The organism is Gardnerella greenwoodii 00703Dmash, assembly GCF_000263635.1.
GTDB classification, from domain to species: domain Bacteria; phylum Actinomycetota; class Actinomycetes; order Actinomycetales; family Bifidobacteriaceae; genus Bifidobacterium; species Bifidobacterium greenwoodii.
In genome coordinates this window covers 261682-282244 of sequence record NZ_ADEV01000004.1, presented here as the reverse complement: position 1 = coordinate 282244, position 20563 = coordinate 261682, and the positions used below count along the sequence as shown (strand labels likewise).

15 protein-coding genes, 1 tRNA gene and 1 pseudogene are annotated in these 20563 nt (G+C 43.3%); 2 read left to right on the top strand and 15 right to left on the bottom strand.

The annotated features are described in order from the left end of the window. Window positions 1–75: 75 nt before the first annotated feature. The 13 genes from pstS to NG78_RS04245 form a co-directional block, all read right to left on the bottom strand. Window positions 76–1317 carry a phosphate ABC transporter substrate-binding protein PstS gene (pstS, locus tag NG78_RS04185; RefSeq protein ID WP_050543414.1) on the bottom strand — a complete coding sequence of 414 codons (1242 nt, stop codon included), beginning with the start codon at window positions 1315–1317 and terminating at the stop codon, window positions 76–78. 208 nt (window positions 1318–1525) lie between these two features. Next, window positions 1526–2236, bottom strand: a complete 711-nt coding sequence (gene mtnN / locus NG78_RS04190) for a 5'-methylthioadenosine/S-adenosylhomocysteine nucleosidase (RefSeq protein WP_004134227.1) — start codon at window positions 2234–2236, stop codon at window positions 1526–1528. A gap of 6 nt (window positions 2237–2242) precedes the next feature. Beyond that, the gene (locus tag NG78_RS04195) at window positions 2243–2734 is read right to left on the bottom strand and encodes a hypothetical protein (protein ID WP_004134225.1); all 492 of its coding nucleotides are present in this window, start codon (window positions 2732–2734) and stop codon (window positions 2243–2245) included. Window positions 2735–2853: 119 nt separating this feature from the next. After that, on the bottom strand, window positions 2854–4035 hold the full coding sequence (locus tag NG78_RS04200) for a 3-deoxy-7-phosphoheptulonate synthase (protein ID WP_004134223.1): 1182 nt from the start codon (window positions 4033–4035) through the stop codon (window positions 2854–2856). 227 nt (window positions 4036–4262) lie between these two features. Further along, the gene (locus NG78_RS04205; RefSeq protein ID WP_004134221.1) at window positions 4263–5597 is read right to left on the bottom strand and encodes a C1 family peptidase; all 1335 of its coding nucleotides are present in this window, start codon (window positions 5595–5597) and stop codon (window positions 4263–4265) included. A gap of 69 nt (window positions 5598–5666) precedes the next feature. After that, entirely contained in the window at window positions 5667–7073 is a 1407-nt protein-coding gene (locus NG78_RS04210) for a hypothetical protein (RefSeq protein ID WP_004134219.1), read from the bottom strand. 170 nt (window positions 7074–7243) lie between these two features. After that, window positions 7244–7915 carry a pyroglutamyl-peptidase I gene (locus NG78_RS04215; protein ID WP_004134217.1) on the bottom strand — a complete coding sequence of 224 codons (672 nt, stop codon included), beginning with the start codon at window positions 7913–7915 and terminating at the stop codon, window positions 7244–7246. A 29-nt stretch (window positions 7916–7944) separates the two neighbouring features. Next, a complete protein-coding gene (locus tag NG78_RS04220) occupies window positions 7945–8910 on the bottom strand; it encodes a purine nucleoside phosphorylase YfiH/LACC1 family protein (RefSeq protein ID WP_004134205.1) in 966 nt (321 codons plus the stop codon). Between the two features lie 13 nt (window positions 8911–8923). Beyond that, entirely contained in the window at window positions 8924–9787 is an 864-nt protein-coding gene (locus tag NG78_RS04225) for an aldo/keto reductase (RefSeq protein ID WP_004134203.1), read from the bottom strand. 122 nt (window positions 9788–9909) lie between these two features. Continuing rightward, entirely contained in the window at window positions 9910–12711 is a 2802-nt protein-coding gene (locus NG78_RS04230) for a polyribonucleotide nucleotidyltransferase (protein ID WP_004134201.1), read from the bottom strand. A 279-nt stretch (window positions 12712–12990) separates the two neighbouring features. Further along, a complete protein-coding gene (rpsO, locus tag NG78_RS04235; protein ID WP_004129583.1) occupies window positions 12991–13260 on the bottom strand; it encodes a 30S ribosomal protein S15 in 270 nt (89 codons plus the stop codon). Between the two features lie 132 nt (window positions 13261–13392). After that, window positions 13393–13833 (bottom strand): hypothetical protein, encoded by a 441-nt coding sequence (locus tag NG78_RS04240; protein WP_004134198.1) that lies wholly within the window; start codon window positions 13831–13833, stop codon window positions 13393–13395. Between the two features lie 260 nt (window positions 13834–14093). Beyond that, window positions 14094–14681 (bottom strand): teichoic acid transporter, encoded by a 588-nt coding sequence (locus NG78_RS04245; protein WP_413422430.1) that lies wholly within the window; start codon window positions 14679–14681, stop codon window positions 14094–14096. 442 nt (window positions 14682–15123) lie between these two features. Here NG78_RS04245 and NG78_RS0105820 point away from each other — a divergent pair. Next, window positions 15124–15793, top strand: a pseudogene (locus tag NG78_RS0105820) (DedA family protein). Window positions 15794–15901: 108 nt separating this feature from the next. Further along, window positions 15902–15974: transfer RNA gene (locus tag NG78_RS04250), tRNA-Ala, on the top strand. A 63-nt stretch (window positions 15975–16037) separates the two neighbouring features. Here the strand turns inward: NG78_RS04250 and NG78_RS04255 are convergent. Together NG78_RS04255 and NG78_RS04260 are read right to left on the bottom strand one after the other, a co-directional pair. Beyond that, window positions 16038–18458 carry a hypothetical protein gene (locus NG78_RS04255; protein WP_004134193.1) on the bottom strand — a complete coding sequence of 807 codons (2421 nt, stop codon included), beginning with the start codon at window positions 18456–18458 and terminating at the stop codon, window positions 16038–16040. Between the two features lie 102 nt (window positions 18459–18560). Further along, window positions 18561–20486 carry a serine/threonine protein kinase gene (locus tag NG78_RS04260; protein ID WP_004134192.1) on the bottom strand — a complete coding sequence of 642 codons (1926 nt, stop codon included), beginning with the start codon at window positions 20484–20486 and terminating at the stop codon, window positions 18561–18563. Window positions 20487–20563 lie beyond the last annotated feature (77 nt).

Here is a 20563-nt window from a genome sequence, read left to right as displayed (position 1 = left end):
GTTACGAAAAGTTTTTACTTTCCGGTTTTACTTTCCGATTTTTATTTTTTATTTTCCAGTTTTTACTTTCCGGTTTTACTTTCCGGTTTTAATCGCTTGAATTGACTTGTTGATTTTGCCAACCAAATTTTGCGGAAGTGGCGCCGTTCCAGCAGCAGAAGAAGCAGCATTCTGACCTTCCGCGCTAGTTACGTAGCTAAGCCAAGACTTCACAAACTGTGCAGTTGAAGCATCCTTATAAACCGGGCAAGAAATATCGTAAGAAACCAACACAATCGGGTAAGCGCCTTTAGTTTGCGTATTATGATTAATTTTCATAACAACGCGGTTAGGATACTTTGCCGAAATATCAGAATCAATCTCGGAATCAGCCAAAGTTTGCGAAGCCGCTTCAGGAGAAATCTCATTATAAGTATCCCCCACCTTCACAGCCACAGTGCCAAGCTTTCCAACTTGCGAAAAATCAGCGTAACCAATAGCACCGTCAGCCATGCGAACTGTTGACACAACACCGGAAGTGCCTTTTGCGCCTTGACCGACGCTATTTGGCCAGTTTTCGCTAAGATCATGCGACCAATCGTCCGGAGCTGCATCCTTCACGTAGCTTAAGAAGTTCTGCGTTGTGCCAGACTTATCGGAGCGGTGAACCACGGTAATTGGAGTGTCTGGAAGCTTTAGCTTAGGATTTTGCGATTTAATTTCATCGTCGTTCCAGCGCGTGATTTTGCCGTCGAAAATTTTAGCAATCGTAGAAGCATCCATATTTATGTGTTTTCCAGCATCCGAAACGCCTTTTAGATTAAAGATTACAGCGATTGGAGATACGTATACTGGAACGTCGAAAGCTGTAGTGCCATTTGCACAAACCGACTTTGACTTTTCTATCTCGTCGTCGCTTAGCGATTTATCGGATCCAGCCCATGCTGTGGCTCCCGTCATAAAAGTAGTTACTCCTGCACCAGAGCCAGTTGGATTGTAGGCGATTTTTACACCGCTGTTTTTGCCTTGGAATCCTGCAATCCACGCTTCTACTGCAACCTGCTGTGAGGAAGCTCCAGAGCCTTGGAAATTGCCGGAAATTTTTGCATTCTGTGCGCCAGTTGCGTTGTTGTTGTCTGCAGGAACATTGTCTCCGCAAGCAGCGCAAGTTGCACACAAGCCGAAAGTTAGCGCTGCAGCAGCAATACTACGGAACTTAAGCGCGCTTTTATTCATATTTACTTTGGTTGTATTCACTTTATTCATATTTGACTTATTCATATCGTTACGCATATTCTTCTTTCCTTTCGCGAAGAATTGCCTTGCGCCCCACCACATTTTCGCGTTCCTATAGCCGTATTTGCGAATTGGGCGCATTTTCTTAACTTAATCCCTATCTTTTTTTATTAACGCAACCATCATAAATAGGTGGGTTAAACCGCACCGGCAAAAATAAAGTGTGTACCAAAAATGGCGGTATTTGGCGCTAGATTTAACGCGACTTAAGCAAAATGAAGGTCGGCGACCATATCAGCGTGTCGAAATGCTACAAATTGCGAAGAATATTTACCGTAATTTTTGCAGCAGTGTCCGCATATTCGGAAATATCAAAAGTGTGAAAATCCTCGTATTTTGTATCCGCATTATCGCTCATTGCGCGCACAACAAGTGCAGTAACGTCGTTACGAGCAGCCACATGCAAGACTGCTGCGCCTTCCATTTCCACAGCATCCGCTTGAGTAGCTGCAATTACTTCCGCTACTTTTTCTGGCGAATCAACAAAATATCCGCCAGAAGCAATAGTGCCAGCAATATGCGTGATTTTCATATCGGTAAGCACTTTACTAGCTACTTGAAGCAAATAATCATCCGAATGAAACTCGCTTGCAAACGGCTTCCATTGACCGATTAAACGCATATCAGTATCGAGATATTTTACAGTTTTTCCAAGAACAACATCGTTTGTATGCAAATTTTTATTAAGATTTCCTGCAATACCAGAAAAAATTACGGCTTGAGGATTGTATGCGTCAATAAGATATTGCACAGTTGCAGCAGCATTTACTAAGCCCATTCCGCCAACAGTAGCCGCGACTTCGATTTTGCTACCATCTGCAGAATTGAGAGTGCCGCAAGATACGTTAAGACTTGCAGAGCGATCGTGGCTCACGTTTTCAAGCGCACTAGCGATATGAGCAACTTCCTCATCTAAAGCGCCAACAACAGCAACTTTAGTAATTTTCTCAGTATTAGACATTAAGAATCATCCTTTTTTTACTTCGCCACTTACGCATTTATCGTTATTCTTAACCAAAAACACGCATACTAAAGTCATAATAACAAAAGTTAAAGTAGCAATCTTCAGCAATGCGTCACACGTAAAATCAAACCACGGATTCGTAATAGGAACATTGAAAAACGCAATGATTTGATTCTGCAGAGCAAGAAAAGCGACAAATCCAGCTATAAGAAGCACGCAAACTAAAGTGCCAACAATGCGACGCCATCCGCGAGTAAAAATAAGCAAAACGATTCCAGTTACAAACGGCATAAAAATGCTAAACCACAATGCAGAATCAGTAACAAGCGTGTACCCTGCGCTATGAGTGCCACGATACCACGCAAAAGCAAGTAAAATAACGCCAGTGGCAATCAAAGCAAACAGCACATATTTCACAATCGAAAACGCTTTACACGCAAAACCTTTATTCGCTTTATTCGCTTTATTCGCTTTATTCAAGTCTTCGTTATACATTTCAACACACTCCTTTGTACGCAAAATATAGTTCAAAACTTAACTGGCAAATACAGTAAAATATAAGCCAAGTAGAAGTAAATTGAGATTATCTTACTACAATCTCTAATCTTTAATCTCTAATCTCTACGGCGTGTTGCAACGGACTTCGCTAAAGTTCTTAACAAATCGGCAGTATCTTCCCAAGAAATACAACGATCCGTAATAGACTTGCCGTATTCAAGCTCACTAAGAGGAGCAGGATCCTGATTGCCACCTTGCAAGAAGCTCTCCATCATAACGCCCTTAATGCCCTGCTCGCCAGCAGCCAAACGATCCGCAATCTCGCGCACAACCTCAATCTGGCGACGCTCATCCTTGCCAGAATTACCATGCGAGCAATCAACAACCACGCCGTTAGAAGCCACGCAACCAGTGCCCAAACGCAAACGAATTGAAGCCACAGCAGAAGCAACCGACGCAGCATCATAATTCGGACCCTTACTAGACCCGCGCAAAACCACGTGGCAATCCGGGTTACCAAGAGTCTGCACAGCACAAGCGCGACCAAGATGATCAATACCAAAGAACGTATGATGCTGGCTCGCAGCCAAGCAACCATTCACAGCCGCAGAAACAGAACCATCCGTAGCATTCTTAAAACCAACCGGCATAGAAAGACCACTAGCAAGCTGACGATGAATCTGAGACTCCGTATTACGCGCACCAATCGCACCCCAGCTCACAGCATCCGCAATAAACTGAGGGCTAGTCGGCTCCAAAAACTCAGTAGCAGCAGCCAAACCAGCATCCAACACGCCAAGCAAAGTCTTACGCGCAAGAAGCAAACCCTTATGAATATCATGCGTTCCATCAATATCCGGGTCGTTAATCAAACCCTTCCAGCCAAGAGCAGTACGCGGCTTTTCAAAATACACGCGCATGACAATAAGAAGCTCACCCTCAAGCTCTGAACGCAACTTAGCTAAACGACTCGCGTAATCAAGAGCAGCCTTAGGATCATGCACAGAACACGGGCCAACAATAACCAACAAACGATCATCGTCGCCATTCAAACAGCTACGAATCTCATCGCGCGACTGCGCAACAATATCCTGCGCATACGGCGACAATGGCAACTCACCAAGCACCTGAGCAGGAGTTGGCAGCGGATCAAGCTCCAACACGCGGCGGTTAATAATGCGATCCACACCAACCTGGTCTTCCCAGCGCTGGAACTTCGCAGAGTTAAGAGGGTTGCGCCCCTCCTCAACTTCCTTCTTTACCGCGCGAGAAGTACGCTGCTCAGCTGTAGAAGACATTTGTTCACCATCCTATAAAAACGATGCTTGATGTGGTCGGTGGTTGCATCTTGAAATAAAGATGCAAACACCGCCAAACCCGCGCAGAGAATCTAACCTAACTTGATGTGGTCGGCTTGTGCCGTTTGCCGGCACAAGCCGCCGCGCTTGCGTTGGAAGTCCACTGGACTTCCAACTTTAAGCAAGCGCGGCGCTTTGGAGTAGCTTAAGCGCCCAATGCGCTTAAGCTAGGCCAAAGCGCCCATTGGATCCCATGCCGGCAAAACGATTGCTGGTTCTTCCAGGGCTTTGCGATATTCCGCCGGAAGCAGATTCTTCGGCACTGCAACTTCATACACGTACTCAGTGAACCAATCGTCACTCATCGTAAAGTAACCCTTATCCGCAATATCAGTGCCCCAAGAGTTCTCCACGCGCCAACGGCGAGTAGTCGTGCCATCGTCAGCAACATCCACGCCAGCAAAAGCCATAGCGTGATTCATTGCAGAATCAGCAAAGCGCACGCGCTCTTCCTTATCCAAATCAAAATCAACGCCATAAACGCGGCCATACTCAAACAAATCAGTAGCCCAAGCGCCATTTTCGCGATCCATCATAGGATGGCAATCAGCACCAAACCAAACTGGAATGACCTTCTCAACCAAAATCTTACGCACGCAATCCTTCATAAACTGGTTTGGCACGTTCAAATACTCGGTTGCGTCTCCGCCAGCAACATTACCCAAATGCTCAATAGCAATCTTCTTGCCCTTAGGATGCTCAGCGCGAGGATCGTCAACCAAGCACACATAATCCTCAAGACCAGCGTTCACGTACTTCTTCCAGAACTCAACTGGCGTAATCTCACCATCGCGATGGAACTTGCCTTCGCTATCAGTCCACTCCCAATCGAAGCTCTTAGGTGGCTCACCCAAGTGAATTGTCAAAATCCTGTGGCCTGCAGCAGTAGCGTCCGCAATAATCTCATCAATTTCAGTAGCATTAGCATACATATGAGCTACAGCAGTGTGCAAAAGCGCACGCAACTGCGTATTCATAGCGCCAGTATTCTTAGAAGAAGCGGTTTCTGGGAACAAATCTTTAGGAACAGCACCATACTTCTTGTAAACGTTCATAGCCATGGTCCACTGGCCGCCATCGCCCATAACGTCATGCAACAAATGCTGAATCAAGCGAGAATCTGAAGGCTCGCCCGCACGAACCAAAGCCGCAACATCCTTCAAGAAGTAGTTAATTCGCTCAAGCTTGTCGTAGTACATTGCGTAGTTCTGAGAAAACTCAAATTCCTTCAAACCAAGCGACTTTTTAGCAATAAAACGAGCCACGTTCAACGAGCTAAACAGCCAGCAGCGTCCAGAATGATCCTGATGCGTAGCATCACCGTTGTCAACAATCGTGGAAAAACGACGCTGCAACAAGCGAGCGCGGTCATAATTACGCGCAACCTTATCAATACCAGCAGCAGTTACACCATTCATAGCCAAACGGTTCAATGGGTTTGCATCAAAATCCTCACGCAAACCTTGCAATGCTTCATCAGTTAAAGCGGTGATCTCAGTCACTATTCTTACCTTTCCTGTTAATTATTTAGTTAAATTTGTTTAGAAAATTTGTTTAGAAAACTTATTTTACTAATTTTCTTGAGATTCGTCAGATTCGTTAGATTCTTCAGATTCCGCCAACGCAGCCTGAACATCTCGCTGAGCCTGCTTTGCTTCGGCAGAAGATTTCGCATCCGAAGAATTGTCAACATCGTCAGAAGCCTGCTGAACAGGCTGAGCATCTCCAAAATCAAAACCAGAGAACGCGTTTGCAAACAGCGAGCGCAATTCCGTAACTCGCTGCGTAATAGTTGCCTCGCGATGCTGCAATTGGCTCAAGCGCGCAGTCATACCATCTAATTCCTGCTGAGCTGCAGCCCTACGCTCTTCAACCTGAGCAGTCGCTTCCTGCATAGCTTTGCGCACAATATCAGCAGCCTGATTATCCGCAGCCTGATGCGTTTGTGCCGCATATTCGTCAGCTTCCTGATGCACGGTTTTCGCACGAGCCACCAAAGCATCGGCTTCTTCTTGAGCTGCACTCTCCTTTTCCTTCAAACCGGAAAGCAAAGCGTCAACCTTCTTCGTAGCTTCTTCCTGCTGGGAGGCAATATCTGCACGAATCTGCTCAACTTCTGCACTAACTTGGCTTAACGTACGCGTGCGCTCAACTTGAGCATCATCCGCAATTTCCTGAGCTTTTGCGCTAGCTGCATCCGTAATTTCGCCAGCCTTACGCTGAGCATCCGCCATCATCTTAGAAGCATGCTCGCGCATATCTGCCAACTTTTTATTCGCTTCTGCCAATGCAGATTCGATTTGATCGTTAGTTTCAGCCTTTGCGCGTGCAATTTCTTCGTTTGCTGCCGCGCGCTGTTCTGCAATTTTTTGAGCAGCTTCCGACTTAAGTTGCGAAATACTGCTTTCTTGCTGAGCGCGCTCAGAAGCCATGCGCTTAGTGTGCTCCTCTTGAGCATTTTGTAAAGCTAATTCTGCAGCATCTTTTTGCGCTTGAACGTCTTTTGCCGTAGTGTCGCGCAAACGTGCAGAATCTTCTTGAGCGGCTTGCATCATTTGAGTCGACTTTTGAGTAGCGTTTGAAAGCATTGTGTCGGCTTTAGTCTGTGCTTCCTGCATTAAGTGAGCTGCATCTAATTTAGCGTTATTAAGTAATGTTCCAGCCTGAGCTTGTGCATTCTTTTTGATTGACGCAGCATCCTGCTTTGCGCGCTCAAGTAATTGCGCACTGGTTTGTTCTGCAGAAGCCAGTAATTGTTGCGCATTTGCACCCAAAGATGCGAAAGTATTTCCGCTTTTTGCGCGTTTTACATTATTTTTTTCTTCTTGCAATTGAGCTTGCAATTGCAAAATTGATTCGTCACTGGAACGCACTTGTTCACGCAAACGCGAAATTGTACGCTCATAGTTAGCAAAGGCCTCATTTACCTTGTCTTTATCGTAACCACGCAACGCGGTTGGGAATAAATCCGTTGCCATAATATTCCTTTCACAAGCCCCCAGTAAGCTGCACCGACTGTGTGCCTACGCCATCAGCATCAACGCTATCACTTAAGAGCGCAAAATACTCGTGTGTTGCGCACGTTTTTGCTAAGCTCACACAACTAATTTATCATCACCTAATTTAGTAACAAATAATTTAGTAATAACTACTTTAGTAACATTCCTTCTGCAGAAGGTTGCATATAATATCTGACTGCTTCATGCACAATATCTTGCCCTGCTTCAATCTGCTGTTTTAATGGCAAACCGTTTCTAGCATCGTGCGAACTTACCGCCGGAGGGAAACTCACAAAACCGGCAAGAACATGCTTATTATCTTTAGCTGCCCAGTGCAAAAGCTGATAAAACAAAGAATTACACACGTACGTTCCTGCGTCGGAGCTTAAATTAGACGCAATTGAGTCGTGAGCAAAACGCTGCAAAATCATTCGCAAAGGCAGCCTCGTCCAGTAAGCTGCAGGACCATCTTTAACAATCGGCATTTTTTGCGGACGGCTATTATCTACATCCGGCTTTTTAGCATCAATAACGTTAGTTGCGCATCTTTCAAGTTGCACGCCTCGCGCAGTGTTCTTTGTGCCGGTGGCGATTACAATATTTGCTTGCTCACGCTCAATTGTTTCTAATAATTTAGGCCAAGCATTCGCAAAACTAATCGGAAGCATAACAGACGTTACTTTTACGCAAATATCTTCAGAAGGCTGCATTTTAGCAAGATTTTCCGCAGATTCTAGTGCAGATGGCACTTCGTAAGAAGGGTTGACTTCTAAATCTGCGTATGGACCAAATCCTGAAATTACAACGTTAATTTGATTCATAATATTAGCCTACTTTCTGAAGATTTTAGCTACTTGTCTAGTATTACAAGCGCAAGAAGTCTGCCTTCATGCGATTTTCCAGCAAGTTGCGCGCGCCTGTGAGAATACCACAGAGGATTTTCCAAAGCGCACATTGGGTTTTGCAAATTTTGCAAACGTTCCGGCAAAGATTCTCCTTCACCGTCTACTTCGCAAATTGTGCGCAATTCTTCATCTTCCTGCAAATATTGCGTTGCTGCATAAACTCGAGGCAAAGCGTTAACAATATTTGCAACTCCTGCGAGAGCTAAGTCAATTCGAGCAGCCTCAGCAATATCAATGCCGATTCCGCCGAAACGCGTTTTTGTTACGGTTTGTGGGTAGCGTTTTTCAAAATCGAACGCAATACTTTCGCCGACTTCGTAGCAGTTGCCGCAAATGCATGGTCCTAAAACCGCATTTATTCGCGAGCGTTCAGCACCTTTTTCACACATTGCTTCAATAGCAGAATCAAGAACTCCAGTCATTAATCCTTTTCTTCCGCAATGCGCTGCAGCAATTACTCCAGCTTCATCGTCCGCAAGTAAAACAGGTAAGCAGTCGGCTGCAAACATTCCCAAAGCAAGCGAGTGTGCTGTAGAAACTTGCGCATCTGATTCAATGCGCAATTTGGGATCCGCAAAACCAGTTGCGTCGAATCCGTAAGGCGTATTCCATGAATCAACTACAGTATCCGCGTCAAAAACTTCATTTCCGTGCACTTGAGCAACCAAAGATAAGTCCGCTTGTAACGCGCGCTGTAATGCTGCGCGATTGCTTGCAACAGCTTCCTCACTATCTCCTGCACGTCCGCCTAAATTAAGCGAAGCAAATGAACCTTCAGAAATACCGCCCAATCTAGTGGTAAAAACTGCGTGAGTACGAGCTCCTAATGCAACTGGAATAGTTACAGGAATTGGCTTGCCTTCGTTATCTTCATGCGGCAACGGCATGCCAGTTACGCTTGTTTGTTGCATATGTTACTTTCTTTCACCCTAAATAAGCCAATTCTTCACTGCTTAAGTTCAAATCTGAAGCTTTTAAGCTGTCGAGAATAGTTGCAGGCCTGTGCGCTCCTGGAATCACAAATACATGCTCACCTTTTGCAAGCTCCCAAGCCAAAACTACCTGCTGGTAGCTTACGCCATGATTCTCGGCAACTTTGCGGAATGGATCGAAAAGATGCTCGTCATACGGATGACGGAATCCACCAAGAGGACTCCAGCAAACGAAAGCAATTCCAAGCTTTTCGCAATATTGCAAAGTATCTTCGTTTTCTAAATGAACCGGCGAATACTGGTTTTGCACAGCAACCAACTTATTTCCTAAAATATTGCGCGCAATATCAATTTGTTCCACGGAAGCGTTAGAAATTCCGATTTCTCGAGCAACTCCTTCGTCAAGCAGCTGCTGCATTGCTTCAATGGATTCATTGTATGGAACTTCCGGATCCGGCCTATGGAAGTAAAGCAAGTCAATAGTGTCAACGCCTAAAGCCATTGCAGACTCTTTTGCGTGACGGATTAAATGCTCCGGCTTGCCATCCTTGCCCCACGTTGGGCGGCCATCCGTAAAGTTACGGAAGTGACCAACTTTTGTTGCAACTAAAATAGAAGATTTATTGCCCTTCCAGCTTTCTAAAGCCTCACGAACAAGCTTTTCTCCAGTTTGCTCCTCACCGCCAGAGCAGTAATACGCCCATGCGGTATCAATATGCGTGCAGCCAGCATCAAGAGCTGCATGAATGGTTTCAATGCCCATACTGTGTCCAAGATTGTTTTCGATTGTAAGCGGCATTTCACCAAAGCCAATGGCTGTTGTGTCAAACGACCCCAGTGCACGATGCATAACCATATTTACCTCTTATCTAAACAGTTTTAAAATGCCTCCAAATGCAAACGCAATTTGAAGGCATTTCGTAAGTTATTAATTTATTTATTATCGATTAGCATTTACTTTTCGATAATTTTATGCGATTAATCTTCCTCAAATGGGTCAAAATCGCGGCGCACGCGACGACGAGGACGCTCGGTACGCTCTTCGCGAGCAGAACGATACTCATCATAGTGATCGTCATCTGCAGCGTAGCGAAGATTGCGATCGGAGCCACGGCGAGCTTCCGAATTGCGTCGGCTATTGCGCTCGTCGCGATCTGCACGATCGTCACGATCTGCGCGATTGTCGCGATTGTCGCGCTCGTCACGCTCCTCATAGCGGTCATCGCGATGAGAAGACCTGCGAGGACGGTCATCAAAATCGCCGTCAGCGTAACGGTCGTCGCGTTCCGAACGATCTGCACGATCCGAACGACGGTCATCTCGACGAGAATTGCGATCTTCGTAGCGATTGTCACGATCGGAATAGCGGCTGTCACGGCTGTCACGGCTGTCACGATCGTCACGATCATCTCGATCATCACGCATGCGACGACGTGGACGATCATCTCTATCCGAACGATCACGGCTGTCGCGATCATCTCGACGGCCACGTCCACCGCGGTAATCATTACGAGAATCGCGATCGTCACGCGAACCGCGGCCACGATTTTCGCGAGGAGACGGAGCAGAAGATTCCTGATCTTCAAAACCTGGAATTGCTAAGGAAATCTTGCCGCGCTCATCTACGCTTTGAACGATAACCTCAACATTATCGCCTTCCTTAAGCACATCTTCCACAGTGTCAATTCGCTCACCATTAGCCAAGTTACGAATTTGCGAAATATGAAGCAAACCATCAGTTCCAGGAGTCAAATTAACGAAAGCACCAAAGCTCGTAGTCTTCACAACCTTACCTGTGAAAGTTTCACCGGCCTTTGGAACGCGAGGATTTGCAATAGAATCAATGATTTCCTTTGCTTTCTGAGCAGCTTCGCCGCCTTCGGAAGCAATATAAACAGTACCATCATCCTCAATAGCAATCTCAGCACCAGTTTCTTCCTGAATTTGGTTAATCATCTTGCCCTTAGGGCCAATAACTTCGCCAATCTTATCAACAGGAATTGTGGTTGTAATAATGCGTGGAGCGAATGGGCTCATTTCTGCTGGGCAATCGATGCACTCGTTAATAACCTCAAGAATAGTTGCACGAGCCTCGTGAGCCTGCTGCAAAGCGGCAGCCAAAATGTCTGCAGGAATACCATCGAGCTTAGTGTCGAGCTGCAAAGCAGTAATGAACTCGGAAGTACCAGCAACCTTAAAGTCCATGTCTCCAAATGCATCTTCAGCACCGAGAATATCAGTCAAAGTCTTGAAGATGTGCTTTCCATCAACATCTCCAGAAACCAAGCCCATAGCAATGCCAGCAACTGGAGCCTTCAAAGGAACGCCAGCAGCAAGCAGGGAAAGCGTAGAAGCGCACACGGAACCCATAGAAGTGGAACCGTTAGAACCAATAGCCTCAGAAACCTGACGAATAGCATATGGGAACTCTTCGCGACCTGGCAAAACTGGAACCAAAGCCTTCTCTGCCAAAGCACCGTGACCAATTTCGCGACGCTTTGGAGATCCAACGCGGCCCGTTTCACCAGTGGAGTATGGAGGCATTTCGTAGTTGTGCATGTAGCGCTTAGTCTGTGGGCCAGAAAGCGCATCCACCTGCTGTTCCATCTTAAGCATGTTCAAAGTTGTTACGCCCAAAATCTGGGTTTCACCACGCTGGAAGAGTGCAGAACCATGAACGCGTGGAACAACGTCAACTTCTGCAGAAAGTGTACGAATATCGCGCAAACCACGGCCGTCAATTCGGTAATCTTCAGTCAAAATACGGCGACGAACAATCTGACGCTGCAATTCCTTAAACGCGTTGCCGAGTTCCTTTTCTTTCTCAGCTTCGTCCATATCGGTGAACTCTTCTGCGATTGCAGCACGCACGCCTTCCTTAATTTCAGCAATGCGGTCTTGACGAGGAAGCTTTTCTGCAATAGAAAGAGCCTCATCCAAGTCTTTGTGTGCGATTTCGTCAATACGCGCGTAAAGTTCGTCCGTATATTCTGGGAAGAGCTGGAATTCCTTGGTTTCCTTAGCAGCAATGCGCTTCAACTCATTTTGAGCGTCGCAAATAACCTTAATAAATGGCTTTGCAGCTTCCAAACCACCGGCTACAACTTCCTCATCCGGCTTAGTTTGACCTTCATTATAAATCAAGTTCCAAGCGTTCTTGCCGGCGCCAGCCTCAATCATTGCAATAGCAACATCGCCGTTTTCAATCACTCGGCCAGCCACAACAATTTCAAATACTGCACGCTCACGTTCGCTCCAACGTGGGAAAGCAACCCACTGGCCGTCAATCAAAGCCAAACGAACACCAGAAACTGGGCCTTCAAATGGCAAACCAGAAATCATGGTAGATGCAGAAGCCGCGTTCAAAGCGATTACATCGTAAGCATCGTCAGGATTAATAGACAAAATAGTTTCCACAACCTGCACTTCGTTACGAAGAGTGTGTGGGAACAGTGGGCGCAATGGGCGGTCGATAATTCGGCATGCCAATGTTGCTTCGTTAGAAGGACGTCCTTCACGACGGAAGAACGAACCTGGAATCTTACCAGCAGCATACATCTTCTCTTCCACATCAACAGTAAGTGGGAAGAAGTCGTAATTTTCCTTCGGACTAGATCCTGCAGTCGTCGTCGACAAAATCATGGAATCGTCATCCAAGTAGGCGGCAACAGCACCGTCTGCCTGTTGTGCGAGTCGACCAGTTTCAAAGCGCAGCGTGCGCTTACCAAATGAACCATTATCAATAACGGCTTCTACAGCCTTAATTTCGGGACCCTCCACGGGTTCCTCCTTTTCTTAACTTACCTAATCAACCAACATGCGTAATAACATTGGCGCCTTCACGTTGTTATTATCCCTAACGATTTTTCGCAATCCTGCACGCCAATATTTCGTAGTGTTTTTTGTTTCGGTTACTTCAATCATCCGTATTCAGTTATGCTTCAATCTTAAATTATTTTAATTTTAAATTATTCTTCAATCTTTAGTTATGATTCAATTTTAAATTATGCTTTCAATTATGTATATACAAAAGCCCGAGCTTAAGCCCGGGCTAAAAGACTATCGACGCAAGCCGAGTCGATCAATCAAAGAACGATAACGGTTGATGTCAACGCGCTTCAAGTAATCAAGAAGACGGCGACGGTCACCAACCATGAGCAACAAGCCGCGACGAGAATGATGATCGTGCTTATGCTCCTTCAAGTGCTCAGTAAGGTCAGCAATGCGCTTGCTAAGCAAAGCAACCTGCACTTCTGGGGAACCCGTGTCACCCTCGTGCGTCGCGTATTCGTTGATAATGTTCTTCTTATCTTCAGCCGTTAATGCCACGGCGTCCTCCTTAATATCACTGCGCGGTGCCACAACCTTCTGTTGTAGCGCTTGTGAATCCGCGGGCGTTACACGCCAAATCTCTATCATACAACCACTCGTCAACAAGTTGAACTACACATATGACATCTTTTAATCATATTCATAATTATGCGTCACATACATATCAGATATAGACAGTGCGTGATTAAACAATTCATATTTTGCTTTTGTAATGTTGCTCGTCGCGTTCTTAAATTTAAAATAATCAAAAAGCATTGTGGTTATCAGCGGTACGCCTTCGTCCGACAACTTATCTTGACAATCATTACATGAAAGTGGAGCAGATTCTTGTATATTAGGTTCATGGCCAGGAGATTTTTTATGAGCAATTTCCAACGATTCTGTAATTGAAGAATCAATATCAAGAGCATAATCCAAATCGTAATATTGTTGATAGTACGATTCTTTTGCGCCATTTAACATATTAAAAACGCATAGCCATACAATGATGTACACTGCCACGCATCGCAATGCAATATACCAGCGCTTATTGTCTCGATTACTGTGAAATAAACCAATATGTAATTTCATATACACCTATATCTAAAAATCTTTTAGTAAAGACTCTGCAAACCAACCCAACGAGTCTTCCCACCGTAATTTTTATTAGCCATTTTTACTGAAGTTGAAAAAGGCCAATCATGTCTATTCACAAACAATGCTTTTGCTATATCGCTTCATAATAAAGCCACTTTCTTTTAAAGAAGAGCATATACATCACTTGGTATAGCACTAGATACAATTATCGTCAACAAGTTGTTATTGTTAATCAAAATTTGCAGTGCAAAATATTACATTGCGGTCATAAAGCCACCAAATATCACAACTATAATTGCCAAAACTTCAACAGCGTAAAACATAATAAAAGATGCCCAGCTGCGAGTTAGTACATTTAGACGCGATTTTTTAGGAATAATAACAAGCAAACCAACGAATAATACAGCAAAAACAGCCACAGCAAATCCTGCAGAAATAATGCCAAGATTAGCTGCGTTAGCAAGCCCGGAAGCAGGACCATAAACTACGTAAGTTGAATACCAAAAACTCATACTTAACATACACAATCCCGCAATAAGCTGTTCAAAAGCTAGGAATACCACAAAAATAAATCTCCAAACCCAGCTACTTGATTCAATTAAAGCCATTGCGAGACTTGTAAAAGCAGCAACTGTAATAACCCAGGAAATAAAAACTACTCCTTGAGCAGACAATCCTGCACAATGCGAAACAACCCACGACGTATATTGAACAGCAAGAGTGCGCCCAACCCAATACGGTAGAACAATTGCGAGCAATAATATTCCTAAATATATCCACCAACGCTTAGGATTCGCATGCTTACGCGAAAAATCGGCAATTGATAATTCTGTTTCAGGCAAATCTGAGCTTAAATACTCATCTGATACTTCTTTTACAGGCGCGTCATTTTTTGCGGGAACATCATTTTTTGCCGGCGCAGCACTTTTTGCAGGCGCAGCACTTTTTGCAGGCGCAGCACTTTTAGAAGATGTTGGACGTCGTCTTACTTTTATTGGCGTAAAGCTTTTAGGACTCTCACTATGTTCATCGTTCAATGTCATAAGATAATTCTCCTGCCAATCTTTAGCATTCGCCCAATCCTTCGCAAGTTTAAGCACACCTGCGTAACAGTAATAATACTTTATCAATACTTTATTATTGTATTCAATAACTTGCGCAAGAAGTAGTGCACTTAACATGTTTGCCGTTTATGCCGACTGCTAGTCTCATTGTAAAGGCATGTTTTGCATGCGTTTTGCTTAAAAAGCGGCGTTTAGTCGCAAAAAAATACGACAGGATATCATGGGATTTATTCATTTTATTGTCAACTTACTTAAGGATCCACGCTCTGCTATTGCAAGTTGGATTGCGATGGGTACAGCTCCAGCGTTAGGTCTTATTTTTCTAATTGTTTTTATTGAAACAGGCGTAGTATTCTTCCCATTTTTTGCCGGGAGATTCCTTGCTTTTTGCGGCCGGCTTCTTTGCAGCTCCCGATGCTCAAACCGGTCACAGCGCACTTCCTCTTCCACTGTTGCTTGCGGTTGTTTGGATAGCGCCTATTATTGGCGATCAGTGCAACTATTTTATTGGTCATTTCTTCGGCCGCAAGATTGTAGAATCTGGTAAAGTTAAGGCGCTTACTCCAGAGCGCGTTGCTAAAACCGAAGCAATGATTGAAAAATGGGGTCCTTTAGCCGTATTTTTGGGCAGATTCTTCCCATTTATTCGCACGTTCATGCCTTTTATTTCCGGCGTATCCGGAATGCGCTGGGTTCGTTTTACACCATTTTCTGTTCTTGGCGGAATTATATGGTCCTCACTTTTCACGCTTCTTGGATACTTCTTTGGAAAGATTGATTTCGTACAGAAGAATTTTGAATTAGTGATTGTTGCTATTTTACTTATTTCACTTGTTCCAACTTTTATTGGCTTATACAAAGCACACAAAGCAAAAAAGGCATCTAAATAGATTGTGCTTACGACACTCATGCACACTGCACTATAATAAATATTGTTTTTATACAAGATTTGTAGTACAGTGTGCAGAGTTGTCGTAAGATGATTTGTCTTAGACATTGGGGCTATAGCTCAGTTGGTAGAGCGCTTCGTTCGCATCGAAGAGGTCGTGGTTTCGATTACCATTAGCTCCACGAAGCCCACTGCATTCATTCCACCGCAGTGGGCTTTTTTATTCGCTTACCCCTATTGCGCACTTAATCATCTTCCTTACTACTTTTATGCTTTTTGTAGATTATTCCAGCTCCAAGCGCCACGCATAACAATGCCACAACGATTATTCCAACATACGCAAGCACTACTAGCAGATTTGACGAGCTTCTTCCACTTGTGTTTTTATCATTCAAATCGCTGCTCAAATCATCATTAGATACTCCATTAGAATCCGCTTTATTTGCATTATTTGTATTATTCGAATCTTGCACTTGAGAGCTTGCTACATCATCATTTTTATCGTCTTTTTTACCACCATTTTTCTTCTTTTCTAATGCAGAAATCTTTTTTAGACTGTGGGAAATCTGCACAACTTTCACATTGTTGTATCTTAACTCTGTTATATTTCCTGCATAATCCACAGCTTTTACAAGAACATCGTGGGCCACACCATCAGGCTTCATTTTCAAAGACAGCACTGGCTTATTCGCCGACTTTCCTCGCCAAATATGCTTAGCTTTGCCGTCAACATTAAATGACACTAATTTCAAAGCCATATTATCTTTTGCACTAATTCTCACTAATTTTCCATCTTTTTCAGTTTTGTAAACTGAATTTTTACGAATATCAAATGCTGTTGCAAGAGGAGCAAGATGATCTACAGTAAATCGCAAAGACGCAGAAGACGCACGTAGCACTCCGTTAGATTCACCTACTACCCGCTCGTTAGAGGAATGATTACCTGCTTTATCTACAGAATTAATTAACACTCTGTAATTCGCATTATCCGCAAAATTACGTTGGAAAATAGTGTATGTTAAACGAGGCCAACCGCGATCTGTACTTATGGCTACAGAAAAATCGTTTTTACTTAGGTTTCTTTCAACACCGTCTTGCACAACGCTGACTTTTGCAGGATGCGCCAAAGCACTGGCATTAACTTCTTCAATACGAACATCTTTCGCATGCTGCAACTGTTTGTTGTTCATTGCAGCAGTTGAACTATCTAAGCTAAACGTTGATCCGGAGCTGTTAATAGAAAATTGCATACTTCCGTGAATCTCATGATTTACCACATCTTTTGCGCTCCACTGCAACTGATAAATATCGTCATCGCTTGGACCACTATAAAAAGCTTCGTACTGGACTTTTGCACTGTTATTACTAAATTTTGCAGAAGCTGGATTTACGTTCTGACCACCACGAATGCGACGCAACCAGCACTTTACACTTTTTGGATTCAAATAATTATCACTAATAACAACCGTTGGTTTTACTTCACGAGAATAAGCTCCACCATTACTAACACCGGTAATCGAAACAGTTGGAATGTGAGTATCAATAACAAAATTGTCACTACGCGAAGAACTGAAATTGCCAGACAAATCTTGCGCAACATATTTAGCTTCCCAAGAAGCATCTTTATTAAACGAAATATCTGCATACCAAATGTTTGGGTGCAAACTGTCGTTTTTAAACTGTTGAGCAGTTAGATTAATAACTTGTTTTCCGTTTGCTTTAACAGTTGCTATTGGCGAAGAGTCTCTAAGAAGATAAGAAAAAGCAAAAGAATCATCGTCTACTATTACCCTAGCTGAACGATTTGCCTTAAAATATTTACCTCTGTAAACGGTATTGTTGTCGTAAATAACCTTTAACCGCGGCTCAGTATAATCAATAACCACAAAACGTACAGAATCTAGCATATTGCTACTTTGCGTTGAATCCGAAATATTTACAGCTAAAGCAGGAATATTTAGTATTGGCTCTTGAAAATTCATTTTACTGGTAGAAGATTTTGCTACACGAGTAATACTAGATGCCTTATTTTCGTTCTTTTTATTTGCATTACTACCACCCCATATGCGATGCGGCGCAATTGCCACGGACGCAATTCGCACTGAAACGTCGCGCAAATCGTAAATTCCGCGACTTTTCAACTCAACTTTCACTACTCCTACCGGGATAGGGCGTAGTTGGTAGCGGAAATTAACTAAAGACGACAACACTTCTGTTTTAGCCAACTCAGCTTTAGAATTAGCAACTTTGTACCGTCCAATATTTACATAAACTTTGTGAATACGCTTTATTGTTGACGCATCCATTCCGTCAACCGTAACAACTAGCAAAACTGGACGCTTAGTAAACATGTACTTAGCTTTAGAGCGAACTGTTCGCTGGTTTGGCATAACAGAAATATGTCGTATGTGCAAATTGCGATCAGTGTTGATATTCTGCGTTTTTACATGGTTTTCTGTTGTTACACTAATATTCTTTGTTTGAGCGTAGGAAGCATTAATCGGCAGCAATACTGCAACAATGCTCATAAAGAAAAATGCAGAGATGCAAACACCTGCAATAAATCTTGCTAAAGGTCTTTTAATAAGTTTATTAAAAGACATCTCTGCCTTCCCCCACAAAGAATGTTTCACCTTAGCAAACCCTTCTCGATTTTGCTGTTTCATATATTCCCCCTTTTGTTAATCCCTTATTTGTTTTATTTTGTTATTACTTTGCTGTTACTTTGTTCTACTTTTATTACCTTTTATTAATTTTTATTACTTAAATTATTTTTCTGAAAAAATTGAGTTGATTTCATCTTGAATTTGACGCACACTATCAAGCGCAGCTTTTTGCCTTTTTGCAACATCATCATTCGAAGCATGTGCCTGATCAAGAAGATTTTTCGCATCATCACATAACTGTTGAACTTCTTGCTTACTAAAACCACTTCCGCGCAACATCCGCATCCAAGAATGTAAGGATTGCAGCACCAATTCACCAGTATCAATGCGAAGTATGTTCACATTATTCTGCTTAGATATTTTTATAAGATTCTGCAAATAGTTCACATACTGTTTATACGTTTCTTCATTTGGAGCATCTGTACTAACATCAACAAGACGAGCGTAGCAATCAGAAATAGCAACATAAGCCTTAAACATGCTTGCTTTATTACTTGCTTTCTTGTGTGCTTCGTGCACTTGATTTTTCACTAAATCGGATTTGGAAGTTGTCAATGCGTCAACAAACCAAGCCCTCGCCACTCGCATGCGCGAAAGTCTTTCCGTATTCGCAACTTTTCCAGAAAATCCTGCAAAATAGTACCAATACGCTTTACCAATATCGCCAGAAATACTTGCCCAATCGTTGCTATTTGAACGCAGCTGATGATCATACTTGCTTATTAAGCTCATAAAATCACGCTCCTCAACCGCGCTCCACTGCTGATCTGCAAGTTGCGAGCGCAGCAAAACGCGCAAAGGTCTAAAAGACATTTGCCGAACGTAATGCTTTTGCAACATACTATTTTGGATTTTCATAGCGCGCGAAATATAGCGTTTAGCAAAATCGGAGCTGCTTTCACGTTCCGCCATACGTATAAGAGAATCGTAATCTGCTTTATTTTTCTTTATTAATTTCAGGCGACTTATTTTCGCTTCTGCGCTTAAAGTTTTGTTCGTAGGCTTAACCGCTGCATTGCTGCTAAAAATAGGCAGGCAGTTGAATAATACGACCACAAAAAATAGCAGCAATGCAGATAAGCCTGCAGTTTTTACAGGAGTGCTAATCTGCAGGCTATGCTTTCGTCTCTTTATAGAAGATTCTCGACTTTTTCGCCTGCTAATAACAGAATTTTTATTATTTAATGAACTTCTACTGCTGCTTAATCCGCATGACTCTAGCGCAGAAAGCATCTCTTCGCAATCTTTATACCTGTGGGAAGGGTTAGAAGTAGTTGCCAGTGCAATAACAGATACTAGATTCTCAAACAATTCGCGATTTTCGTTACTTACAGTTACCGCTTGCAGATCTGCTTTAGAAGCATCGCTAGGAAATAACGCGTATCTCAATGTCATTCCAAGAGAATAAACGTCACTAGCAGGAGTTATTTCCTCACTACCATCTAAAACTTCAGGCGCTGAAAAACGTGGAGTTGCAAAACGCAAATCTGATTTCTCAAAACCTCTCATACTAGCAGATTGAAAATCAACAGATCCTTCGCGAGTATACAATTTGCTTGCGGCACCAAAGTCAATTAGACGAACTGTTCCGTCTTGCGAAATAATAACGTTTGAAGGTTTAAGATCACCATAAATAATTGGAGGATAATGCGAGTGCAAGTAAGCTAAAACCGAGCATAATTGCACTCCCCAGTTTTTAACCGTTGCAGGGTTTTGTAAACCTTCTTCGTCAACAATTGATTTAAGAGAACGTCCTTTTACATAATCTCGTACGGCATAAGCTCGACCATTTTCTTCAAAAAAATCGACGATTCTAGGTATTGCAGGGTGATCGCACTCTTTTAATACATCAACTTCAGCACGTAAAGATTGGACTATATTTTTGCGATACGATTCGTCACCTTGAAGCAAGGTTTCTTTTACAGCCCACTGTTTGTGCAGCACGGTATCAACCGCAAGAAATACGGTTGAAGTACCACCGCAACCCAGCTCTCCTAGTAACTGGTATCGCCCTCCTACACAAACCATCGTTAAGCCTCGCAATCTAAATAATGTAAATTGCTCGGCAAAATTTGGTTAATTTACTGAGCAATTAAATTACAATT